Annotated in this window: 20 protein-coding genes; 12 read left to right on the top strand and 8 right to left on the bottom strand. The window is 63.2% G+C overall.

Annotation, left to right across the window (positions count from 1 at the left end; translation table 11 throughout):
* Positions 1–10: 10 nt before the first annotated feature.
* From JN279_RS20885 to JN279_RS20860, 6 genes are read left to right on the top strand one after another with little or no spacing between them, the layout of a single operon-like run.
* The gene (locus tag JN279_RS20885; protein WP_096457385.1) at positions 11–787 is read left to right on the top strand and encodes a glutamine amidotransferase; all 777 of its coding nucleotides are present in this window, start codon (positions 11–13) and stop codon (positions 785–787) included.
* Between the two features lie 28 nt (positions 788–815).
* Positions 816–1,586, top strand: coding sequence for an ATP-binding cassette domain-containing protein (locus tag JN279_RS20880; RefSeq protein ID WP_096446676.1), 771 nt, complete (start codon positions 816–818; stop codon positions 1,584–1,586).
* A 34-nt stretch (positions 1,587–1,620) separates the two neighbouring features.
* Positions 1,621–2,607: an autoinducer 2 ABC transporter substrate-binding protein gene (locus JN279_RS20875; protein ID WP_096446678.1), complete on the top strand. Its 987-nt coding sequence runs from the start codon at positions 1,621–1,623 to the stop codon at positions 2,605–2,607.
* Positions 2,608–2,614: 7 nt separating this feature from the next.
* Complete coding sequence (locus JN279_RS20870) at positions 2,615–3,601, top strand: ABC transporter permease (protein ID WP_096446680.1); 987 nt, start codon at positions 2,615–2,617, stop codon at positions 3,599–3,601.
* The gene (locus JN279_RS20865) at positions 3,598–4,557 is read left to right on the top strand and encodes an ABC transporter permease (RefSeq protein ID WP_096446682.1); all 960 of its coding nucleotides are present in this window, start codon (positions 3,598–3,600) and stop codon (positions 4,555–4,557) included. The genes JN279_RS20870 and JN279_RS20865 overlap by 4 nt, the downstream gene beginning before the upstream one ends.
* Entirely contained in the window at positions 4,557–5,873 is a 1,317-nt protein-coding gene (locus JN279_RS20860) for a M20 family metallopeptidase (protein WP_096446684.1), read from the top strand. The genes JN279_RS20865 and JN279_RS20860 overlap by 1 nt, the downstream gene beginning before the upstream one ends.
* Before the next feature lie 105 nt (positions 5,874–5,978).
* On the opposite strand, the gene JN279_RS20855 is transcribed toward JN279_RS20860, so the two are convergent.
* From JN279_RS20855 to JN279_RS20825, 7 genes are all read right to left on the bottom strand, one after another.
* On the bottom strand, positions 5,979–6,857 hold the full coding sequence (locus JN279_RS20855; protein WP_096446686.1) for an SMP-30/gluconolactonase/LRE family protein: 879 nt from the start codon (positions 6,855–6,857) through the stop codon (positions 5,979–5,981).
* Positions 6,858–6,897: 40 nt separating this feature from the next.
* Complete coding sequence (locus JN279_RS20850; protein WP_096446688.1) at positions 6,898–7,860, bottom strand: 3-keto-5-aminohexanoate cleavage protein; 963 nt, start codon at positions 7,858–7,860, stop codon at positions 6,898–6,900.
* Entirely contained in the window at positions 7,857–8,804 is a 948-nt protein-coding gene (locus JN279_RS20845) for a 3-hydroxyacyl-CoA dehydrogenase (RefSeq protein ID WP_096446690.1), read from the bottom strand. Before JN279_RS20845 ends, JN279_RS20850 begins: the two co-directional genes overlap by 4 nt.
* A 10-nt stretch (positions 8,805–8,814) precedes the next feature.
* Positions 8,815–9,621, bottom strand: coding sequence for an SDR family oxidoreductase (locus tag JN279_RS20840; protein ID WP_096446692.1), 807 nt, complete (start codon positions 9,619–9,621; stop codon positions 8,815–8,817).
* 13 nt (positions 9,622–9,634) lie between these two features.
* The gene (locus JN279_RS20835; RefSeq protein ID WP_096446694.1) at positions 9,635–11,716 is read right to left on the bottom strand and encodes an ABC transporter permease; all 2,082 of its coding nucleotides are present in this window, start codon (positions 11,714–11,716) and stop codon (positions 9,635–9,637) included.
* A complete protein-coding gene (locus tag JN279_RS20830; protein ID WP_096446696.1) occupies positions 11,713–13,245 on the bottom strand; it encodes a sugar ABC transporter ATP-binding protein in 1,533 nt (510 codons plus the stop codon). The genes JN279_RS20835 and JN279_RS20830 overlap by 4 nt, the downstream gene beginning before the upstream one ends.
* Positions 13,246–13,346: 101 nt before the next feature.
* On the bottom strand, positions 13,347–14,474 hold the full coding sequence (locus JN279_RS20825; protein WP_096446698.1) for a sugar ABC transporter substrate-binding protein: 1,128 nt from the start codon (positions 14,472–14,474) through the stop codon (positions 13,347–13,349).
* Between the two features lie 218 nt (positions 14,475–14,692).
* On the opposite strand from JN279_RS20825, the gene JN279_RS20820 reads away from it, so the two are divergent.
* Entirely contained in the window at positions 14,693–15,373 is a 681-nt protein-coding gene (locus JN279_RS20820) for a GntR family transcriptional regulator (protein ID WP_096446700.1), read from the top strand.
* Positions 15,374–15,531: 158 nt separating this feature from the next.
* On the opposite strand, the gene JN279_RS20815 is transcribed toward JN279_RS20820, so the two are convergent.
* Positions 15,532–16,437, bottom strand: coding sequence for a LysR substrate-binding domain-containing protein (locus JN279_RS20815; RefSeq protein WP_202350130.1), 906 nt, complete (start codon positions 16,435–16,437; stop codon positions 15,532–15,534).
* A gap of 256 nt (positions 16,438–16,693) precedes the next feature.
* On the opposite strand from JN279_RS20815, the gene JN279_RS20810 reads away from it, so the two are divergent.
* From JN279_RS20810 to JN279_RS20790, 5 genes are all read left to right on the top strand, one after another.
* On the top strand, positions 16,694–17,536 hold the full coding sequence (locus JN279_RS20810; protein WP_202350129.1) for a transporter substrate-binding domain-containing protein: 843 nt from the start codon (positions 16,694–16,696) through the stop codon (positions 17,534–17,536).
* A 172-nt stretch (positions 17,537–17,708) separates the two neighbouring features.
* Positions 17,709–18,422, top strand: coding sequence for an ABC transporter permease (locus JN279_RS20805; RefSeq protein ID WP_096446706.1), 714 nt, complete (start codon positions 17,709–17,711; stop codon positions 18,420–18,422).
* Positions 18,422–19,141, top strand: coding sequence for an ABC transporter permease (locus JN279_RS20800; protein ID WP_202350128.1), 720 nt, complete (start codon positions 18,422–18,424; stop codon positions 19,139–19,141). The genes JN279_RS20805 and JN279_RS20800 overlap by 1 nt, the downstream gene beginning before the upstream one ends.
* Positions 19,138–19,920: an ABC transporter ATP-binding protein gene (locus tag JN279_RS20795; RefSeq protein WP_202350127.1), complete on the top strand. Its 783-nt coding sequence runs from the start codon at positions 19,138–19,140 to the stop codon at positions 19,918–19,920. Before JN279_RS20800 ends, JN279_RS20795 begins: the two co-directional genes overlap by 4 nt.
* Before the next feature lie 56 nt (positions 19,921–19,976).
* Positions 19,977–21,149: an NAD(P)/FAD-dependent oxidoreductase gene (locus tag JN279_RS20790; RefSeq protein ID WP_202350126.1), complete on the top strand. Its 1,173-nt coding sequence runs from the start codon at positions 19,977–19,979 to the stop codon at positions 21,147–21,149.
* Positions 21,150–21,314: the final 165 nt, after the last annotated feature.

Genomic DNA, 21,314 nt, shown 5'->3' with positions numbered 1-21,314 from the left:
GAATATGATCATGGCGAAAGCAAAAGTCCTTCTGGTCGGCGAGAGCTGGATGAGTTCGGCGACCCACTATAAGGGCTTCGACCAGTTCGGCAGCGTCACCTTCCATCTCGGCGCAACACCGCTCGTTGCAGCCCTGAAGGACAGCGAGTTCGATCTTGAGTACATGCCGGCCCATGAGGCGGTCGAAAAGCTGCCCTTCACCATGGAAGGCCTGTTGCAATACAAGGCGATCATCCTCTCCGACATCGGCGCGAACTCGCTGCTGCTCCATCCCGATGTCTGGCTGCACGGCAAGACGGTCCCCAACCGGCTCAAGCTTCTGCGCGACTGGACGCTGGCCGGCGGCGGCCTGATCATGATCGGCGGCTATTTCTCCTTCCAGGGCATCGACGGCAAGGCCCGCTGGCACCGCACGGCTGTCGAGGATGCGCTGCCGGTGACCTGCCTTCCCAATGACGACCGACTGGAAATCCCCGAGGGCTTTCGGCCTGCGATCACCGGCCCCAGGGATCATCCGCTGTTTGCCGGCATCGACGGTGAATGGCCCATTCTTCTCGGCGCCAACGAGGTCGTTGCCCGCGACCAGGACGATGTCGAAGTGCTGGCGCGGCTGCCGCAGGACCAGGGCGGCCACCCGCTGCTGGTCACCGGGCGCCATGGCGAGGGTCGCACCCTGGTCTGGACGTCGGATATCGGCCCGCACTGGCTGCCCAACAGCTTCGTCGAATGGCCCGGCTATGCGCGCCTTTGGACCAATGTGCTGCGCTGGGTGAGCAAAGCCGTCTAGCCAATCCGCAGTCACCGGGGAACCCGTCATGACAGAGCCTTTTCTTGTGGCCAGAAACATCGCCAAGCGCTTTGGCGCGCTGACAGCGCTTTCAAATGTCGACTTGGATATCCGTTCCGGCGAGGTGCTGGCGCTGCTCGGCGACAATGGCGCGGGCAAATCGACCTTCATCAAGATCCTGGCCGGCGCCCATCCGCCCAGCGATGGCGAACTCGTCATCGAGGGCAATCCGGTTGCCTTTCATTCGCCCAAGGATGCAGCCTCATCGGGGATCGCAACGATCTTCCAGGAACTGGCACTTTCCGAGAACCTGTCGATCGCCGAAAACGTCTTTCTCGGCCGCGAATTGAAACGCTCCATTTTGGGCATTCCGTTTCTGAAGCGCCAGGAAATGCGCCAGCGCGTCGATGGCCTGCTGAAGGAACTCGATGCCCATATTTCCGATCCGGAAGCGCCTGTCGGCAGCCTGTCGGGCGGCCAGCGCCAGGCTGTCGCCATCTGCAGGGCGCTCAATCTGAATGCCAAGCTGGTCATCATGGACGAGCCGACGGCGGCCCTTGCCGTCGCCGAGACCCGCAAGGTGCTGGCGCTGACACGGCGGCTCGCCGCGCGCGGCTGCGCCGTCGTCCTCATCAGCCACAACATTTCCGAAGTCTTCGAGGTTGCCGACCGCATCGTGGTGTTCCGGCGCGGCCGCAAGGTGGCCGAGCGGCTGGCCACCGAGACCAATCACGAGGAAGTCGTTTCGCTCATAACAGGCGCTCATCCCGACGTGCGGGCGCTCGAAAAAACAAACTGAAACGCACGTCATTTCCAGAGAGGATCAAACCAAAATGCTTTCACAGTTCAAGAAAGTGCTCGCCGCCTCCGCGCTCTCCCTTATTGTCGCAACGGCCGCCCATGCCGCCGACAAGCACAAGGTCGCCTTTGTCCCGCAGCTGATCGGCATCCCCTATTTCAACGCCATGGAAGCCGGCGGCAATCGTGCCGCCAAGGATCTCGGCGTCGACTTCATCTATTCCGGCCCGGTCGACACCAATCCGGTCGACCAGCTGCAGATCGTCCAGAACCTGATCGACCAGGGCGTCGAGGCGGTCTCGGTCAGCGTGCTTGATGCCTCCAGCATCGCCCCCGTCGTCGAGGCCGCCAAGGCGAAGGGCATCAAACTGTTCACCAGCGACAGCGATGCGCCCGACAGCGGCCGCGCGGTCTATGTGGCGCAGGCGACCGACGAAGGCCTTGGCACGACGATCATCGACGAACTCGTCAAGCGCGTCGGCGAGGACGCGACGATCGGCATCGTCTCCGGCGAGGCGACCGCGTCCAACCTCAACGCCTGGATCGGCTTCATGCAGAAGCAAGCCACCGCCAAATATCCGAAGCTGAAGCTGCTGGCGCCGCAATTCGCCGGCGGCACGGCGGAGCGCGCCGCGCAGATATCAGGCGATATCATGGCCGCCAATCCCGACATCAAGGCCATCATCGCCGTCGCTTCCTCGACTTGCCCGGGTGTCGCCCAGGCCATCGAGACCGCCGGCAAGATCGGCTCGGTCATCGGCGCCGGCTATTGCAGCCCGAACACGGCGCGCTCCTACCTGAAGAGCGGCGCTTTCGGCTTCACCGTGCTGTGGGATCCCGAGCAGCTCGGCTATCTCACGGTGTGGGCCGGCAAACAACTGATCGACGGCAAGGCCTTCGAGGCCGAGAACAAGATCGCCGGCCTGGAAAAGCCTGTCACCTATGATGCCGCCAAGGGCATCCTGCTGCTTGGACCGCCGGCTGTCTTCACCAAGGACAATGTCGACAAGTTCAACTTCTGAGCCGGACATGACCGCGGTGCGACAGTCTGCAAACGGTGTCTTCTCCATGAACGGACGAGAGTGGTCTCTGCTTGTCGCCTGTTTGCTGGCGATCCTCATCTTTTCTGTCGCATCGCCCCACTACGCCACCTCGGGCAACGTGGCGACGGTGCTGCGCAACAGCGTCGAACTGCTGCTGATCGGCCTTGGCATGACCTTGCTTCTGGCCATGGGCGGCATCGATGTGTCGATCGGCATCGTCATGGGGCTCGCGGCCATCGCCATCGGCCGCGCGCTCGGTGCCGACGGCAATCCGGTGCTGGCGATCATTGTCGGCCCGCTGGTCGGGGCCTTGCTGGGATGCGTGACGGCAACCGTCGTCGTGCTGGGCCGCGTTCCGGCCATCGTCGGAACGCTCGGCCTGCTCGGCGTCTACCGCACCGCCGTCTTCGTCCTGCTCGGCGGGCAATGGCTTTCCGGCCTGCCCTCGAGCCTCACCGATGTTCTTGCAACCACCATACTTGGTGTCCCGGTTCCTGCCCTGGTGATCGCCATGGCCTATCTCATCGTCTGGCTGGCGTTGCGGCGAACGCCCTATGGGCTGCATCTGCTGGCGATCGGCAATTCGGAGGAAAAGGCGCGGCTGTCGGGCATCCCGGTCATCAAGACCCGCTTCATGACCTTCCTCATCAGCGGCCTTCTGACCGGCATTGCCGCCACTTTCTATGTCGCCACCTACCGCAATGTCGAAATGACGATCGGCAGCACGCTGGCGCTCGATGCCATTGCCGCGGTCATTCTCGGCGGCACCAGCATATTGGGCGGCAAATGCAGCCTGATCGGCACCGTGCTCGGCGTGCTGCTTCTGAGAATCCTCCAGAACGGATTGCTGCTGATCGGCGTCCCCTCGCTCTGGCAGCCCGTCGTCACCGGCGTTCTCATCATCGGCGTGCTCGGCTTTGAGGCTGTCTCCAACCGGCTGCCGCTTGGCCTGATACAGCGGGCCCGCGCATGAAAACGCTCCGCAATCTGCAGGGCCCAGCCCTCACCTTGGCATTGCTGTGTGCGCTCTGGCTGGTCGTGATCGTCGGCCTGCTGGCGCTTAGGCCTTCGGTCTTCAATCTCGGCACCGTCACCACCATCCTTCAGTTCTCGACCATCCTGGCGCTGGTCGGCCTCGGCCAGGCGCTGGTCATCCTGGCTGGCGGCGCCGGAATAGACCTGTCGGTCGGCGGCGCGGTCTCGCTCTCGGCCATCCTTGCCATGCTTTGCATCAAGCTGGGCCTGCCACCTGTCCTGCTGCCGGCCGTCTGCATCCTGGCCGGGGCGCTGCTCGGTGCGTTGAACGGATGGCTGGTCAACGGGCTGGCGCTTCTCCCCTTCATTGCGACGCTCGGCACATTCTTCGTCTATTCCGGCGCGGCACTTGCCGTCACCGGCGGCGCGGCACAGGCAGGCGTACCGTCATGGCTGCTCCTGTGGGGGCGTGGCGTCGTCATGGGCATTCCCATGCCTTTCCTCACGCTCGCCATCCCGTGCTTCGTCCTGGCCGGCCTGGTGCTGATCTCGACGGCCTGGGGGCGCTGGATCTATGCCATGGGCTTCAATGAACGCTCGGCCAAACTGGTCGGCATTCCGGTCGATCGCGTGCGCTTCATTCTCTATTGCTTGAGCGGCGCGCTCGCTGGTGCCGCCGGTCTGGTTTCGCTGGCCTGGCTCGGCAGCGGCAGGCCCAATATTGGCCAGAACCTCGAACTCGAATCGCTGACCGCCGCCATGCTCGGAGGCATCGTCATCACCGGTGGTCGCGGTGGCGTCGGCGGCGTGTTCGCGGCCGTCCTGCTGCTGGTCACGCTCAAGACCGGCCTTCTGCAATTGAACATCAACACGGTTTGGCAGGTGGGGATTGTCGGCGCCCTTCTGGTTTTCGTCCTTCTCGCCGACCGACTTTCCCAACGTTGGAGATCATGATGCCATCCAAAGAAGAGATCATCGCCGCACGCGTCGAGGCCGCCGCCGACCGCATCGTCGCAACGTTGAGCGATCTCGTCGCCTTCCCCTCCATCGTGAAATCCAATCCGAAGGAGGCCGGGCCAGGCGAGCGTGACTGCCAGCTCTATCTGCAAAAACGCATCGAAGCGCTCGGCTTCACCACCGATCTCTGGGATCCGGACGGTCCGGCGCTCTATGAAAAATACAAGGGACGCGCCGGCGCCAACAAGGGCAGGACTTTTGACGGCCGGCCCAATCTCGGCGGCGTCCTGAAGGGTACGGGCGGCGGACGCTCCATCATGCTCACCGGCCATATCGACGTCGTCCCACCCGGCGCCGCCAGCCATTGGACGACCGACCCGTTCCAGCCCGTCCTCAAGGATGGATTCCTGCACGGCCGCGGCACGGTCGACATGAAAGGCGGCGTCGCCTGTATGCTCATGGCCGTCGAAATCCTCAGGGAGCTCGACATTCCCCTGTCCGGCGACATCGTCTTCACCACTGTCGTCGACGAGGAGATCGGCGGCATGGGCTCGCTTGCCATGGTCGATCGCGGCTTTCACGCCGACGCCGGCATCATGACCGAACCGACGGCAAACAAGATCGCACCGCTCTGCCACGGCATATTGTGGGGCAAGATCATCATCGACGGCATAGGCGGCCATGCGGAGTTGACGCCGAACGCCTGGTATTCGAGCGGCCCGGTCGATGCCGTCCAGCTTTGCCGGCAAATCCTCGACGGCATCGACATTCTCAACCGGCGCTGGATGTTCGATCCCAAGAAGAACCATCCGCTGATGGACCTGCCCAATCAGATCATCGTCACCCAGATCAATGCCGGCGAACACCCCTCCTCCATGGCCGGACGCGGCGAGATCATCATCGACGCGCAATACCTGCCGAGTGAACATGACGAGTTCAGGCTGGGCGGCAACGTCAAACGCGAAATCGAAGAGCACATCGCCAACGTCTGCCAGGCGGACCCCTATCTGCGGAAACATCCAGCCCGCGTCGAATGGATCCTCGACGCCGATTGCGCCGAGATCCCGTCGGACAATCCGTTCGTCGGCGTCTTTCAGCAGGCGGTCGAGGAAGCCAATCTGTCGCCGATCCTCAGCGGTTTCGGCGCGCACAGCGACATCGGCCTGCCGACCGGGCTTGGCAACACGCCGACCGTCAATTTCGGCCCCGGCGACCCGGCGCAGGCGCATCAGCCGAACGAACGGGTCTCGGTGCGTGATCTCGTCGATTGCACAAAGGCGATCGCGATTGCGGTCGAGAAATGGTGTCGCTAGAGCAATTCCAGGAAAAGTGTGAAACGGTTTTCCGTCCGGAATTGCGTCAAAACAAAGAGTTAGAGCGTTTCACCGTTTCTGTGAAATGGTGAAACGCTCTAGCCCTCACCCGCCAAATCGCGGCTCCGGAACACCGGTCACGCCGAGGCCAGTGATGGCGAACAGGCTGCCGCGCAGAACACCGTCACCGGGAAAGCGCGGCAGCGGCGGCTTGGCCATCGAGGTGACGTAGAGCGTGTCGAGCTTCGGCCCGCCGAACATCACGCTGGTGATCTTCTTCACCGGCATGTCGATGATGCGATCGACGGTACCGTCCGGCGCATAGCGCACCAGGCGTCCGTCATAGACCAGCGCATTCCACAGGTATCCCTCGGCATCGACAGTCGAGCCATCGGCCGCACCGCCCTTGCTCGTGTCGACGCGCACGAAGGTGCGGCGGTTGGTGGCAGCCCCCGTGGCGATGTCGTAATCATAGGCCCAGATCTCGCCGGTCCAGGTGTCGGCGAAGTAGAAGGTGCGGTCGTCGGGGCTCCAGCACGGGCCGTTGGAGCAGATGATGCCGGAATCGATCCTGGTGACGGAGAAATCCGGATCGAGCCGGTAGAGCCCGCCGGAAGGCCCCTCCTCCATCGTGTCCATCGAGCCGGCGAAGAAGCGGCCGCGCCGATCGACCTTGCCGTCATTGAGACGGTTCATCGGCCTGTCCGGCTCCGGATCGTGGATAAAGGTCACATCGCCAGAGGCGAAATCGAGCAGATGGAAGCCGCGCTGCAGCGAGACGACCGCGCCGCTGCCATCCCTGCGCAGCGCCATCGAGCCGATCTTCATCGGCACGTCCCAGGAGCGGATCTCGCGCCCGTCAGCGGTGGCGCGGAACACGCGCCCGTCGAAACTGTCGATCCAGTAAAGCCGCTCCTGTTCGACGTCCCACAGCGGGCCCTCGCCCAGCGTCGTCTTCACGTCCACCACGACTTCGATCTTCATGCCATCCTCCTGTGTATTGGTGTGCGGCGATTTGGCCGCGTCAGAAGGCGACCTTGTCGCCACCTTTCAGGGACAGGATCTCGCGCGCCTCGTCCGGCGTCGCCACTTCCATGCCAAGCCCCTCGATGATCTTGCGCGCCAGCAGGACCTGCTCGGCGTTGGACTTGGCGAGTTTGCCCTTGCCGGCCCACAGGCTGTCCTCCAGCCCGACCCGGATATTGCCGCCGAGCGCTGCCGATTGCGCCGCGATGCGCAGCTGGCTGGCGCCGGCGCCGAGCACCGACCAGCGGAACTGGTCGCCGAACAGCCGGTCGGCGGTGCGCTTCATATGGGCGACGTCTTCCGGATGGGTGCCGATGCCGCCGAGCAGGCCGAACACCGACTGCACGAAGAACGGCGGCCTCACCAGCCCGCGATCGGCGAAATGGGCAAGGTTGTAGAGGTGCGCAATGTCGTAGCACTCGAACTCAAAGCGCGTGCCATTGTCGTAGCAGGTCGCCAGTATGTACTCGATGTCCTTGAATGAGTTGCGGAAAACGAGGTCGCGCGTCGCCTCCAGATGCGGCTTTTCCCAGTCGAACTTGAAGGTCTCGTATTTGTCGGCGAGGTGATAGAGGCCGAAATTGATCGAGCCCATGTTGAGCGAGGCCACTTCCGGCTTGAACTGGGCGGCCGGGCGCACGCGCTCCTCGACCTTCATGTAGGGGCTGCCGCCCGTGGTGATGTTGATGGCGGCATTGGTGCCTTGCTTGACGCGCGGCAGGAAGCGGGCAAAGGCCTCCGGCGTCTGGTCGGGCTTGCCGGTTTCCGGGTCTCGTGCGTGCAGATGCAGGATCGCGGCACCGGCCTCCGCCGCCGCGATCGCCTCCGAGGCGATCTGATCGGGCGTAATCGGCAGATAGGGCGACATGGTCGGCGTATGGATCGCGCCTGTCACCGCGCAGGTGATGATGACCTTACCCTTGACCGCCGATGCGCCTGATTTGCGGCTGGTTTCTTTCATTGTCCGAACTCCTGATCCGATTTCTTCTTGTGCGCCGCCAGCGCCATCAGCCGGCGATCCCGCCAGACCTGCCGCTCACCCAGGCTCTCCCTTGGCAAGCGCTTGCTGCGTTCGGCCTCGACGGTTGCCATGACCTCGCCCGCCCAGTCGACCCGGCGCAGCATCTGCGGAAAAATGTTGGAATAGATGCCCTGGTAGCGATCGACATAATCGCGCACGCCGCCGGGTGCGTTGAGGTCGATGGTCTCGAACGGTCCCATGAACGACCAGCGCAGCGCCAACCCGTCGCGGATGCCGATGTCGATATCCTCGACGCTGGCATAGCCATCCGCGACAAGCCGGAAAGCCTCCTCCAGCAAGGCGCCCTGCAAGCGGTTCATGATGAAGCCGTCGAGCTCGCGCTTCATCACCAGCGGTGCGTGGCCGGCATCGATGAGGAAGGCGCGCGTCCTTTCCAGCGTCTCGGCGGAGGTCCACGGCGCCGGCACCACCTCCGCCGCCGGAATGAGGTACGGCGGGTTGATCGGATGCACGACCAGGCAGCGATGCCGCCCTTCTAGATGGTTGGTGAATTTCGACGGCAACAGCGCCGAGGTGGAACTGGCGATCACCGTTTGCGGACCGGCAAGCCTGTCGATCAGGGAGAATACTTCCCGCTTCACATCGAGGTTTTCAGGTGTGTTTTCCTGCACATGGGCGGCATCGGCCAGCGCCTCCGCCAGTTCGCCGACGACTGCGATGCGACCCAGCACAGCGTCGACGGATTGCCCGCGCAGCAGATCGTTCGCGCCGAGATCGCCGAGCACGCCTTCTATGTAGTCGCGGGCGCCATCCGTCGCAGCCGGCGACTGGTCCCACATGCGCACAGCATGGCCGGCGCGGGCGAAGCTGATCGCCCAGGCCCGCCCGATGAACCCGCTTCCGACAATCGCGACATTGGCCATGGATTGTTCCTCAGAGTGTTTCGACGTTGCCGTCGACGCCGAGCGACTGGCCCGAAATGTTGATGCCCGCGTCGGACAGCAGAAACGCCACCATCGAGGCCACGTCATAAGGGCTGGTCATGCGGCGCAGCGAAATGTTCTGCAGATAGCGCCCGGTCATCTCCTCATGGCTGATGCCGATTTGCTTGGCGCGTGCCGCGATGACGCCCTCGATACGTGGCCCCTCGATGATGCCGGGCAAGATGGCATTGACCCTGATGCCGTGCGGTCCAAGCTCCTTGGCGAGGCTCTGCGTGAAACCGATGACGCCGAACTTGGCCGCCGAATAGGGCGTGCGGAACGCGTAGCCATGGCGGCCGGCCGCCGATGACATCGACACGATCGAGCCGCCGCCTGCCGCCTTGATCAGCGGCACGGCGCGCCGGGCACAGAGGAACTGGCCCGTCAGGCAGATGTCGATGCAGCGCCGCCAGTCGTCCGGTTCGATCTCGTCGACACCGCCGGTCGGTCCGGCAATTCCGGCATTGTTGATCAGCGCATCGAGCCCGCCGAGTTTTTCCTGGACCGTCTCGAACAGCCGGTCGACATCCTCGTCGCGCGAGACATCGGCCTTGACCGCCGCGACCAGGTCGATCTTGCCGGGAGCGGCGGCCAGCGCCTCGTCGGAGATGTCGCAGACGACGATGCGGGCGCCGAGCCGCGACAGCGTTTCGGCGATGGCGAAGCCGATGCCGCCAGCGCCCGCCGTCACCAGCACACGCTGTCCTTTCAGCCCGGCCAGAAATTCGTCCGCCGTTGCGGGTGCCTTTGCGCTCATCGTCCTGTCCTTTTCATTGCAGCCGCCGTTCGCGCAGCGCCATGACGGCACCGAGAACGACCAACCCGTAAAGAATTGCCCTTGTGGCGTAGGGAAGCGTGGTGCCGGCCAGCAGCATCTGCAGCGCCGTCAAAAGCAGCACGCCGCCGAGCATGCCGAGATAGTGGCCGCGCCCACCGGTGATCAGCGCGCCGCCGACCACCACCACCGCGATCGACGGCAAGAGATAATCGTCGCCCATGCCAAGGCTAGCCTGGCCGGAAAAGCCGGTCAGCATGATGCCGACGATCGCCGCACAAACGGCCGACAGCATGTAGACCAGGATCAGCGTGCGCTCGACGCCGATGCCGGACAGGCGCGCCGCGCGCAGCCCGTTGCCGATGCCGTAGACCCGGCGTCCGAACGGCGTGCGCCCGAGCAGCAGCACCGCAACGGCCACGAAGACGATCATCAACAGCACGATCGGGGTGACAAAGCCGAGCTTGGCCGTCATGAACCAGCGCAGCATCGGCGAGGAGAAACCGGCCGGCGTTCCCTGCGAATAGACAAGCGCGAAGCCCTGCAGGATGCCGTTGGTGGCCAGCGTCATGACGATCGGCGAGATGCCGAGATAGGCGATGCCGAAGCCATTGGCGAAACCGATGGCGCAGGCCATCACCAGCACGACCGGGAGGGCATAGAGGAGTGCGGCGTCGGAGCCATTGACCATGCCGGCCAGGATGATGCCGGAAATGCCGATCGTCCACGGCACGGAAAGATCGAGGCCACCGGTCAGAATGACCGTTCCCTGCCCCAGCGCCAGGACGGCGAGGAAGGACGACAAGACCAGCAGCGAGTTCCAGTAACCCGGATTGAGGACGGCGCGACCGAGCCAGATCTGGGTGACGACCACGATGATGAGCAGGCAGACATAGGCGGGCAGCGCATAGCGCAGCGTCTCGGCGTTGCGGAGGCGGAAAGCCGGGCGCGGCGATGCCGGACCGCGCGGGCCTTGCGACGGCCCAGTAATCTTGAGCCGCCGGTCGATCGGCTCGAGCTGCGAAGGCAATATGCCAGCACGCCAGGCAGCGAGCCGGGCGCGCGCCGCGCGCAGTTGCACGGCCAGCACCGATGCGTGGGACAAGGATCCGGCAAGGGCCGCCAGCACCAGGATGGTGCCTTCCGCGATGGTCGAATAGTAAGCCGATACGTTGAGCACCAGCAGCATGTTCACCACCATCATCAGGATATAGGCGCCGAAGACGGTGCCGACCGGACCGCCCTGCCCGCCGCCAAGCCGCGTGCCGCCGACGACGACAGCCGCGAACATCGAAAGCAGCAGCGGATTGCCGACCAGCGGGTCGGCACTGCCGGTCTGCGCGCTGATGAACACGCCGGCAAGGCCGTAGCAGCCGCCGGCCATGACATAGACGGCAAAGCGCACCAGCACGACATTGACGCCGACGGCAGCGGCCGAATCCGGGTCGCTGCCGACGGCATAGAGTGCGGTGCCGAAACGGGTTCCCTTCAGCCAGAACCAGGCGAGCAGGACGACGCCGATCACCACCAGCGGCATGGGCAGCCAGCCGGTGATCGCATCGCCCAGATAGAATGTGCCGAGATCGGGCGACACGAAGCCGCCGGGCTTGTCCATCACCAGCAACGTGACGCCTTGCAGGATGAACATGGTGGAGAGCGTCACCACGATGGGCTGCATGCGCAGCACCGCGATGAAGAAGCCGTTGAAGGCGCCCACCGCCATGCCGACGCCGATGCCGACGGCCGTCCACAAAAGGATGCTCGCGCCTGGCGCCATCGGGTCCATGCTCGATGCCAGCACGACATTGACCAGCGAGATCACCGCGCCGGCGGACAGGTCGAAGCCGCCCGACAAGATGACGATGGTCTGGCCGATTGCCGCCAGCGCCGAGGTCGCGCCGCCGCTCGACAGGAACGACACGTCGAAATAGGTCAGCGGCCCGGCACTGATCCAGTCGACGATGAAAAGCAGGATCGCAAGAACGATGGCGGCGATCAGCGCGCCGCGATGGCGCATCAGCGCGCGGCGCAGGCCGAAACCTGCCAAAACAGGGGATGAAACTGCAGCGCTGCTCATGCGGCTTCTTCCCCGGCATGGCCGAGCGCCGGCCGCATGATGGCGGGTTCGGTGATGGCGTCACCTTCGAGCTCGGCCGCGATGCGCCCGTCATAGAGAACCAGGACCCGGTCGCATTGGTGGACGAGTTCGGGAATCTCCGTCGAGTGCAGCAGGATCGAGCCGCCGGCGGCGACGTAGTTTCGCATCATCACATAGAGCTCATGCTTGGTGCCGACATCGATGCCGCGTGTGGGATCGAACAGAAGCAGGATGCGGCTCTGCGCCACCAGCCATTTTGCGATGGCGATCTTCTGCTGGTTGCCGCCGGAAAACGCCCCGGCCCGCGTCCACAGCGCGCGGCGGTCGACCTCGACGGTGGCGAATGCTTCCTCGACGGAACGAGTCTCGGCCTGCGCGTTGACAAGGCCGAAGCGCGTGAAACGCGACACCACGGGCAGCGTGGCGTTCTGGCTGCCCGAGAGTTTCAGGAACAGGCCTTCGGATTTGCGGTCTTCCGGCACCAGGCCGATGGCCATGTTGGGCCGCAGCGCATCCGCCGGCGAGCCGAGCCAGACCTTGCGACCATCGACAAGCACGTCGCCGCGGGTGATTTCGGCCATGCCGAAGCAGGCCAGGAACAGGTCTTGCTGGCCCATGCCCTGCAGTCCGGCAATGCCGAGGATCTCGCCCCGGCGCAGGTCGAAGCGCGCGCCGTCGAGCTTGCGCCCGACCTTGAGGTCGCGCACGCCAAGAACCGGCGGGCCGAAAGCCTGGGCGCCGTCGGGTTTGGGCGGGAAGGTCTGCTCGATGGAGCGGCCGATGATCTTTTCGATGACGTCCGCATCGGAAACATCTGCGACCGGCGCGGTTACGATATGCCGGCCGTTCCTCAGGATCGTCAGCGTGTCGCAAAAGGCGCGAACCTCGCGCATGCGATGGGTGATGAAGACGATGGTGGTGCCCGCCGCCTTCAGCCTGGCGATGATGTCGCCCAGCCAGTCGACGTCGCGACCGGCAAGCGTCGAGGTCGGCTCGTCGAGCAAAAGAATGCGCGGCTTACGGTAGAGGGCACGCGCAATCTCGATCTTCTGGCGCACCGAAAGCTCGAGTTCGCCGACCTCGGCATCGAGATCGACGGAAAAGCCGAGTTCGTCGATGTGGCGGCGGACAGCCTTGCGCGCGGCACTGCGCCTGATCAGCCCCGAGATGCCAACGGGCGCGTAGGGTAGCAGCATATTGTCGAGGACGGAGAGATCGCGCACCAGGGTCATTTCCTGGAAAGCCGTCTGCACGCCGAGCGCATGCGCCGCGCGCGGCGCGCCGTAGCCGATCTCCTTGCCGAAAACCCTGATATGACCGGCGCTCGGCCGCACCAGTCCCGACAGAAGTTTCACCAGCGTCGACTTGCCGGCGCCATTCTCACCCAGCAGCGCGTGGACACTGCCGGGGGCGATGCGGAACGACACGCCGTCCAGCGCCACGGTCGCGCCGAACGCTTTGCTGATGCCGTCAATCTCGATGGCGGAAAGCGCGGAATGTTCTGTCATATCCTCGATCGCAGGCTGCGCACTTTGGGACGCCACGCACTAGCGCGGATCGACGATGCACGGGCAAGGTCCGTGCATCGTCGCGATTTGCAGGGGGAGGCTCAGTTCTCCGGCTGTCCGACGAGGGCGGCGTTGAGCCCGATCTCGGGCGTCTGGTCCGAAAAGATCGAGGCGAACCAGCCGGGGTTGGAGACCAGCGACGGCTTGAAGACGTTGCAGCCGGCCTTCATCTCCGCCCAGGTGCCTTCATCGCACAGCTTGATCGTCTCATTGGTGACGAGCGGCAGCGGCAGGATCGTGGTCTTCGGCACATCCTTGCCCTCGATCGCCTCGACGGCAAGTTTCAGCGCCAGCGCACCGGAATAAGGCGGCGAGGCATAGGAGATGCGTTGCGCGCCCGCCGGTGCGTAGGGCGGAGCCGAACCCTCGACGTCGGTACCCTCCGGCAGCATCTGGATGCGGCCGCCATTGGAGCCCTCGCCCGCGCAAGGCAGGAGTTCGCTGGCCTTCTTGCCGGCCTCGAGCTGCATGGAGTTTGCGGTGAAGCAGCCGACCTGCATCCACAGCCCGTTAATATCGCCCCAGCTGCGCGTGGCGAGGATCTTGGAGAGTTCGGTGCGGGCGACCGCCTGGCTCCACATGCCGACGGCCTCGCCGACGATCTTGATGTCGGGATACTTGGCAAAGACTTCCTTGGCGGCCTTTGTGCGCTGGTCGTCGACGGATGTTCCGGGAACACCGGTGATGGCGATGATGTTGCCCTTGCCGTTGAGCTTTTTCACCAGCCATTCGGCGGTCACCCTGCCTGCTTCCAGCTGGTCGATATGGACGTTGTAGGCGCAAGGTTCGGTGATCTCGGCGTCGTAGGCAAAGACCTTCACCCCCTTGTCGCAGGCGTTCTTCACGACCTGGTTGAGCGCGGTCGGCGAGATCGGATAGACGACGATCGCCTCGGCGCCGCTTTGCACCATGGCGTTGATCTGTTGGATCTGGCGTTGTGCGTTGGGCCCGGCGACCTGGACCTGCAGGTCCACCTTGTCGGCAAGGCTCTTGTGTGCGGCCATGGCCTTGACCATGTTCGCCGCCTCGGCCTGCCAGTCATTGCCGATGTAGCTCATGCTGAGAAAGATCTTGTGCTTTTCGGCTGCCTCGGCGGCCGACATGCCAAAGGCGCATACGGCCATGCCGGCCAGCAGCGCGAGCCGCCGGACTTTCAATCCGATACCCATGTGAATTCCTCCCGATACGAACGACCGAATGCCTCCCAAGGGCACGAGACGTGGCCCTTGTCATTCGATGTCGGCGACCGTATCAGCATTTGATCAAAGATCAATGATAAAATAACTTGACGGCAAAGCGACAGGCGCGGACGCTTGACGCGACAGCCGGAACCCTGCATTCCGAGACCGGGTTGAGACGCGGCCTTGCGCGGAAAGGTTTATGGGAGATGGCCGGAGCGGCGTTCAGGAAGCCTGGTGTCGAGATCGTGCCCCTGTCCAGGGAGACCCTGCAGGACAGGGTCTATCGCCATGTCACCGAACTGATCCTCGACGGCAGCATCGTCCCCGGCGAGATGGTGACGGTTCAGAGTCTCGCCGACGCCTTCGGGGTCAGCCCGATGCCGGTCAGGGAAGCGTTGCGGCGGCTTACCGCGGCCAATGCCTTGATGGTCGTTTCAGGCCGCTCGATCGGCATTCCCGCACTCAGCCGCGCGCGCCTCGTCGATCTCAGGAATGTCCGCTTCGAAATCGAGGCGATCGCCGCCGCATGGGCGGCTGAGCGTATCGACGACCAGGGCATTGCGCAGTTGGGCCAACACCTGACCGCCCTCGAACAGGCCAATGCGGCGGGCGACGTCAAATCCTATCTGCGCGCCAACTACGCCTTCCATTTCTCCATCTACCGGGCGGCGGGCTCGGAAAACATCCTCAACATCATCGAAAATCTGTGGCTGCAGATCAGCCCCTATTTCAACATGCTGCATGATTCCGGAAACTATTCGACCGCCAACGAGCACCACCAGGCGATGTATGCGGCGCTGCGCAACCGCGATGCCGAAGCCGTCCGCCAAGCCATCCGCGCCGACATCGACGCCGCCTTCGACGTCCTGGTCGACCTGCTGAAATAGGACTGCGAAGCCGGCTAAGGTGTGTTGAGATTCAGGTCAGGCCGAGCCGAAAATGGTTGATACCGAGAACCGGAGCGGAGCGTACTTTTCGTACGTGAGCACCGGAAGCGCAGGTATCAGCCGTTTGCAGGCCGGCATCACCTGAATATCAACACACCTTAAAACAAGCGCGTGCCTCCGCTCAAATTCTCCTCGAGCGCGGTCCGGAATTCCCGCTCGAACGCCTGCTGCAGCATGGACGAAACCTGGGCTCTGTTTCTGACCATGTAGATGTCGCAGAGAAGACCGGGACTGAAGGGGCGTACCGTCAATTTGCCTTCCCATCGCGCCGCCGAGAACGGGTCGACGATCGACACGCCGAGGCCCTGCGCGACCAGGGCGCATGCCGTATCGGCGAACGGTGTTTCGAAACGGTGGTCGACGGCAACGCCGGCACTATCCAGCGCGCGCTCAATATCCTGCCGCGTGCGGTCCTCGCGGCCAAGCGCGATGAATTCCTGCCCTTCGAGCTGGGGCGCGAAAATCAGGCTGTCATTGGCGAAGGCATGGTCGAGCGGCGCCACGCACACGCATTCCGTCTGGAAAATCAGATCGCAGGCGATGGCCGGATCCACCACCGGCATCTGAATGAGGCCGAGATCGATCTCCTTGTTCGCCGTCAATTCCGCGATCCGCAGCGAGGCCGCCGGAAAGATGCTCATGCGCGCCTTCGGATGATGCCCGGCAAATGACTTCAGGAAACGCGGCAAGACGATGCTGGCAAGCGCCGGATAGACGCCGATCATCAACCGCCCGGCTTCCAGTTGCCTGATATCTCCAGCCAGGCGCCGTATCCTCGCCATTCCCTTGACGATCCGCCCGACCTCTACGTTGAGAAGCATGGCTTCCGCCGTCGGAACCAGGCGTCCCGCCCGACGAATGAAGAGCGGGATTTTCAGCGCATGTTCCAGGTTTGCGATATGCGCGCTGACCGAAGGCTGGGCGATATGCAGTATCTCGCTCGCGCCGGTGACCGTCCCTGCCTCCATGACGGCCCGGAATGCTTCAAGCTGCTTGTAGTTCATCGGCCATCCCGAGCGGTTCCAGTGAGAAAAATCATATAGGAAAAAGCTATATTCCGCGCATTATTTCGTATTGGAATGCATCGGAAAATTCCTTTCTAGTCGAGCGAATAACCCGCTCCAGTCAGTCCTGGGTCCTGGATAGGCATTCGCCGACAGCGGAAAAGATCGATGCCTCGTCTGCCCCGTGTGAGGATATCGGTTTTTCCTATCGTCGCTGAGGCTGCGGGCGTTTCAAAAACAAGAGTGGGAGCTTCGCATGATCAGAAATATCATCCTGGCGGCAGCTGTATCGCTGGCTGGCCTTTACTCAAATGGTGAGGCGTTTGCGCAGGACGCGCTCCACATCCGCATCGCGACCGAAGGCGCCTATGCGCCGTGGAACTATACGCTCCCGGACGGCACGCTTGCCGGCTATGAGATCGATCTCGCCAAGGAATTGTGCAAGCGCATGAAGGCGCAATGCGAGATCGTCGCGCAGAACTGGGACGGGATGCTGCCGGCGCTGAACGCCGGAAAATTCGATGCGATCATCGCCTCCATGGGCGTAACGCCCGAGAGGGAGAAAGTGGCCGCATTCTCGGATCCCTATTCCACCGCGCCCAACGCTTTCCTGGCGCTTAGAGGCAGTGGTTTGGCTGAGGCCCTGCCCTGGCATGACAAATTCGATCTTCGCGACAAGGCTTCCGGATCAAAGGACATTGTCGAAAAGCTCGACGCAGCACTGAAGGGAAAAGTCCTCGGCATCCAGGGATCGACGACGGCGGGTAAATTTGTCGACGAGTATCTGAAGGACGCGGTCACGGTCAGATCTTACAAGACGCAGGACGAAGCCAATCTCGATCTTCTGGCCGGTCGCATAGATCTCACAATGGCCAACATCACGGTTCTCGCCGAGGCGCTGAAAAAGCCTGATATGGCTGAGGCACAACTCGTGGGGCCAACTTTTCTCCTCGCCAGCGGCACAAGCGTTGCCTTGCGCAAGGGCGACACGGCGCTGAAGGACAGGTTCAACGCCGCGATCCACGCGGTCAACGCCGACGGTTTCAACAAGGCGCTGACGGAAAAATGGTTCGGCGTCGATATCTCCGTGAAGAATTGAACCGGACAAGCGCGAGCAGCGCCGGGTTTTTCCGCGATTATCGCACATGGCGGGACAAGCGACCCGGCGCGCTGGGGCGCCCTGCACATCTCTCATGCTGCTTGTTTCAGGGATTTGAGCCTCCAATGACCCCTGCTCCACGCTGCTGCGCTCTGCGCGAAGAGCCACCGCAATGACTGCATCCAATTTTGTTCTGGGATTTGGCGAAGCCGGCTGGGGAACCGCACTGCTTCAGGCCGCGATGATGACGCTTGCTGTGGCATTGACCGGCTACGCCTTCGGCCTCCTGGTTGGCAGCTTCTGCGCATGGGCAAAGATCAAGGGCGGCACTCTTCCGCGATTGATCGCCGACGCCTACACCACCGTGCTTCGCGGCATACCCGACATCCTCGTCATCTATCTCTTCTACTTCGGTTCAAGCGCGGTCCTCACGCCGCTGGCCGGTCTGTTCGGCATTTCGGGTTTCGTCAGCCTGCCGGGCTTCATGGCGGGTGCGCTGGCGATCGGGCTGGTGTCAGGCGCCTATCAGGCCGAGATCATGCGCGGCGCGTATCGCGCGGTCTCGCCCGGGGAAATCGAAGCGGCGATCGCCGCCGGCATGTCCCGCCTGACGATGTTTCGCCGCATCATCGCACCGCTGGTGCTGCGGCACGCCCTGCCGGGTCTCGGCAATGTGTGGCAGCTGGTGCTCAAGGAATCCGCACTGGTCTCGGTCACCGGCCTCGTGGAAATCCTGCGGCAGGCGCAGATCGGCGCCGGATCGACCGGCCAGCCCTTCACATTCTTCTTCGCCGCCGCTGTCCTGTATCTGGCCATATCGTCGTTCTCGACATGGCTTCTACGACAGGCCGAGGAGCGGCTCGCACTTGGCGCGAGACGGGCCTGATGGATATTCCGTTCCTGTACCAGACATTGCTGAAACTGCTGATCGGGGTGCCGCTGACATTGCAGCTCGCAGTATCCTCCGTCGGGCTGGGCGCCATTCTGGCCGTCATGCTCGCTTTGGCGCGGTTATCCGGCTTGCGGCTCCTGGCCTGGCCCGCATCCTTCTACGTCTTCATCTTCCGCTCCACGCCGCTGCTGGTGCAGATTTTCCTGATCTATCATGGTCTCGGCCAGTTCCATGCGGTGCGGGCGAGCTTTCTCTGGCCTCTCCTGCGCGAACCCTATTGGTGCGCGCTCATCGCCTTGACTTTGAACACCGCGGCCTATTCCTGCGAGATCGTTCGCGGTGCATTGCTGTCGGTTCCATCAGGCCAGATCGAGGCCGCGCGGGCCTGCGGCATGTCGAACTTCACACTCCACCGTCGCATCGTCTTCCCGCTTGCCTTGCGCCATGCTCTGCCGGGCTACGGCAACGAATTCATCCTGATGATCAAATCGACGGCGCTGGCCTCCATCATCACGCTGATGGAGGTGACCGGCCTGGCGGCGCAGCTCATTTCCGAATCCTTCCGCGCCATCGAAATCCTGATCGCCGCGGCCGCGATCTATCTGTCCATGAATTTCATCGTCACGCGCCTCGTTCAGTGGGTCGAATACGCGCTGAGTGCCGAACTGAGGCCGCCGCCGGCTGCCACATCAGGGCAAGGAGGAACGGTATGACAGACCAGATCAATCGGGCCGTGCGCCTGACGGCGCTGCGCAAGAGTTTCGGCGCCTTGGAGGTGCTGAAAGGCATCTCGCTCGAGGCGATGGAAGGCGATGTCGTTTCCATCCTCGGCTCCTCCGGCTCCGGCAAGTCCACGATGCTGCGCTGTATCAACATGCTGGAGACGCCCGATAGCGGGCGGATCGAGGTCGGCGGCGAGACCATCCAGTTGAAGCAGGTGGGCGGCAGGAGGCGGGCGGCCGACAGACACCAGTTGCAGCGCGTGCGCGCAAGCATCGGCATGGTGTTTCAGAACTTTAATCTCTGGTCTCATATGACCATCCTGGAAAACCTGATCGAGGCCCCAATCCACGTCCAGAAGCGTTCGCGCGCCGATTGTGTGGAGGAGGCTGAAGCGTTGCTGGAAAAGGTCGGCATTGCCGAGAAGCGCAATCACTACCCCGCCCATCTGTCCGGCGGCCAGCAGCAGCGGGCGGCGATCGCCCGGGCACTGGCCCAGCACCCGAAAGTCATGCTTTTCGATGAGCCGACCTCCGCACTCGACCCGGAGCTTGTCGGCGAGGTGCTGCGTGTCATGCGCGCGCTCGCAGAGGAAGGCAGGACGATGCTGGTCGTTACCCACGAAATGGGCTTCGCCAGGGACGTCTCCAGCAAGATCGTGTTCCTGCACAAGGGCGCGGTCGAGGCGGAAGGCTCTCCGCACGACATGTTCGTTGCCGGCCGGTCCGACTGCTTCAGGCAATTTTTGTCGGGCGGCAACGGCTTGAAGTAAGCCAATTTTCCCACGCATGCGATACACGCGAAAATATCCGAGAAGGAACTGACAGCATGACCACACAGGCCACCGCGTCCGAAATCGTGATCGTCGGAGGCGGCATCTATGGTGCGAGCCTCGCCTATGAACTGGCGCAGGCCGGCAAGACCGTGACGCTGCTCGAAGCCGACGACATCGCAGGCGGCGCATCGGGCGGCCCCGGCGAACGTGGCGTGCGGGCAAACGGCCGCGACTTGCGCGAACTGCCTATGGCGACGGTCAGCTTTCCGCTCTGGGCCAGATATCAGGAACAATTCGAAGGCGGCGTCGGCTATCGCCGGATCGGCGGGCTTCATCTCTTCAACGTCCCCCACGGCGCTCATGAGCATGAGGTGCGCGGCACCATGGAAGCCATGGCCATGACACAGAACGCGCTTGGCGTTCCCTCCCAACTGCTCAGCCGAGACGAAACGCGGGAACGTGAGCCGGAATTGTCGGGGGACCTGATCGGTTCGATCTACTGCCCGAATGACGGCGTGTGTGATCACACCTTTGCCACGCGGGCCTTCGCCGAACAGGCCCGCAAGGCCGGAGCGACCTTGCGCACCGGCACGCGCGTCACCGAAATCCTCCACGACAAAGGGAGGGCAACAGGAGTGAGACTGGCGAGCGGCGAAGTCGTGCCGGTTGGCGAGAAACTCGTTCTCCTGGCCAACAAGGGCGTGCTGCCGCTGCTGAAACCGGTTCTCCAGCCGCAGGAAATCATGCCCGTGATCAGCTTGATGCCGCAGATGATGTTCGTCACCAACCCGCACGGCAAGAATATCAATCATCTTCTCGGCCATGCCCACCGCAAGCTGTCGGTGAAGCAGATCCAGGATGGCACGTTGATGCTTTCAGGCGGCCAGAGTGTCGCCTATACGCCGGAAGGCCGCTGGAAGGGGTCGCTCAGCTCGATAGCGCTCGGCCTGACCGATGCCATCGCGACCTTGCCCTTCATCGACGAGTCCTCGTTCCTGAAGGTCGATGCGTCCCGCGTCGAGAGCTGTGCGGTCGACGGCATCCCGATCGTCGATACGCCTGCTGCCTTGCACAACACCATCTATGGGTTCGCCTGGACCGGCCATGGCTTCGCCATCGCCCTTGGTTTCACCAAATACCTGACGGACTGGATTGTCGGTGGCGAAAAGCCGCGAGCGCTCGAAGTCTTTTCGGGAAAACGGTTTCGAGCGCCGCCTTCTAACTAAGCGTCGCTTCCAATTGCCTCTATTGGCCGCCACCCTGCTCGAGGCCGTCGAAATACACCCTCGAAGTACCGCCGTGCCAAAATCGACGTCAGGCATCGGCCGGTGAAAAGCAACGTTTTGCACATCGAATAGACGGCTCTGGAATTTCAACCGGAAAGCGAGCAT

The organism is Mesorhizobium sp. 113-1-2 (assembly GCF_016756475.1).
Classification (GTDB): Bacteria; Pseudomonadota; Alphaproteobacteria; order Rhizobiales; family Rhizobiaceae; genus Mesorhizobium; species Mesorhizobium loti_C.
This window is presented reverse-complemented; position numbering and strand designations above follow the sequence as displayed.

What these genes read in the sequence shown, in the direction of transcription:
- JN279_RS20810 (WP_202350129.1), top strand. Translation starts at nt 16,694, where the DNA reads ATGATCAGAAATATCATCCTGGCGGCAGCTGTATCGCTGGCTGGCCTT.
- JN279_RS20855 (WP_096446686.1), bottom strand. Translation starts at nt 6,857, where the DNA reads ATGAAGATCGAAGTCGTGGTGGACGTGAAGACGACGCTGGGCGAGGGC.
- JN279_RS20800 (WP_202350128.1), top strand. Translation starts at nt 18,422, where the DNA reads ATGGATATTCCGTTCCTGTACCAGACATTGCTGAAACTGCTGATCGGG.
- JN279_RS20865 (WP_096446682.1), top strand. Translation starts at nt 3,598, where the DNA reads ATGAAAACGCTCCGCAATCTGCAGGGCCCAGCCCTCACCTTGGCATTG.
- JN279_RS20815 (WP_202350130.1), bottom strand. Translation starts at nt 16,437, where the DNA reads ATGAACTACAAGCAGCTTGAAGCATTCCGGGCCGTCATGGAGGCAGGG.
- JN279_RS20835 (WP_096446694.1), bottom strand. Translation starts at nt 11,716, where the DNA reads ATGAGCAGCGCTGCAGTTTCATCCCCTGTTTTGGCAGGTTTCGGCCTG.
- JN279_RS20795 (WP_202350127.1), top strand. Translation starts at nt 19,138, where the DNA reads ATGACAGACCAGATCAATCGGGCCGTGCGCCTGACGGCGCTGCGCAAG.
- JN279_RS20860 (WP_096446684.1), top strand. Translation starts at nt 4,557, where the DNA reads ATGCCATCCAAAGAAGAGATCATCGCCGCACGCGTCGAGGCCGCCGCC.
- JN279_RS20825 (WP_096446698.1), bottom strand. Translation starts at nt 14,474, where the DNA reads ATGGGTATCGGATTGAAAGTCCGGCGGCTCGCGCTGCTGGCCGGCATG.
- JN279_RS20885 (WP_096457385.1), top strand. Translation starts at nt 11, where the DNA reads ATGGCGAAAGCAAAAGTCCTTCTGGTCGGCGAGAGCTGGATGAGTTCG.
- JN279_RS20845 (WP_096446690.1), bottom strand. Translation starts at nt 8,804, where the DNA reads ATGGCCAATGTCGCGATTGTCGGAAGCGGGTTCATCGGGCGGGCCTGG.
- JN279_RS20790 (WP_202350126.1), top strand. Translation starts at nt 19,977, where the DNA reads ATGACCACACAGGCCACCGCGTCCGAAATCGTGATCGTCGGAGGCGGC.
- JN279_RS20875 (WP_096446678.1), top strand. Translation starts at nt 1,621, where the DNA reads ATGCTTTCACAGTTCAAGAAAGTGCTCGCCGCCTCCGCGCTCTCCCTT.
- JN279_RS20870 (WP_096446680.1), top strand. Translation starts at nt 2,615, where the DNA reads ATGACCGCGGTGCGACAGTCTGCAAACGGTGTCTTCTCCATGAACGGA.
- JN279_RS20830 (WP_096446696.1), bottom strand. Translation starts at nt 13,245, where the DNA reads ATGACAGAACATTCCGCGCTTTCCGCCATCGAGATTGACGGCATCAGC.
- JN279_RS20805 (WP_096446706.1), top strand. Translation starts at nt 17,709, where the DNA reads ATGACTGCATCCAATTTTGTTCTGGGATTTGGCGAAGCCGGCTGGGGA.
- JN279_RS20840 (WP_096446692.1), bottom strand. Translation starts at nt 9,621, where the DNA reads ATGAGCGCAAAGGCACCCGCAACGGCGGACGAATTTCTGGCCGGGCTG.
- JN279_RS20880 (WP_096446676.1), top strand. Translation starts at nt 816, where the DNA reads ATGACAGAGCCTTTTCTTGTGGCCAGAAACATCGCCAAGCGCTTTGGC.
- JN279_RS20820 (WP_096446700.1), top strand. Translation starts at nt 14,693, where the DNA reads ATGGCCGGAGCGGCGTTCAGGAAGCCTGGTGTCGAGATCGTGCCCCTG.
- JN279_RS20850 (WP_096446688.1), bottom strand. Translation starts at nt 7,860, where the DNA reads ATGAAAGAAACCAGCCGCAAATCAGGCGCATCGGCGGTCAAGGGTAAG.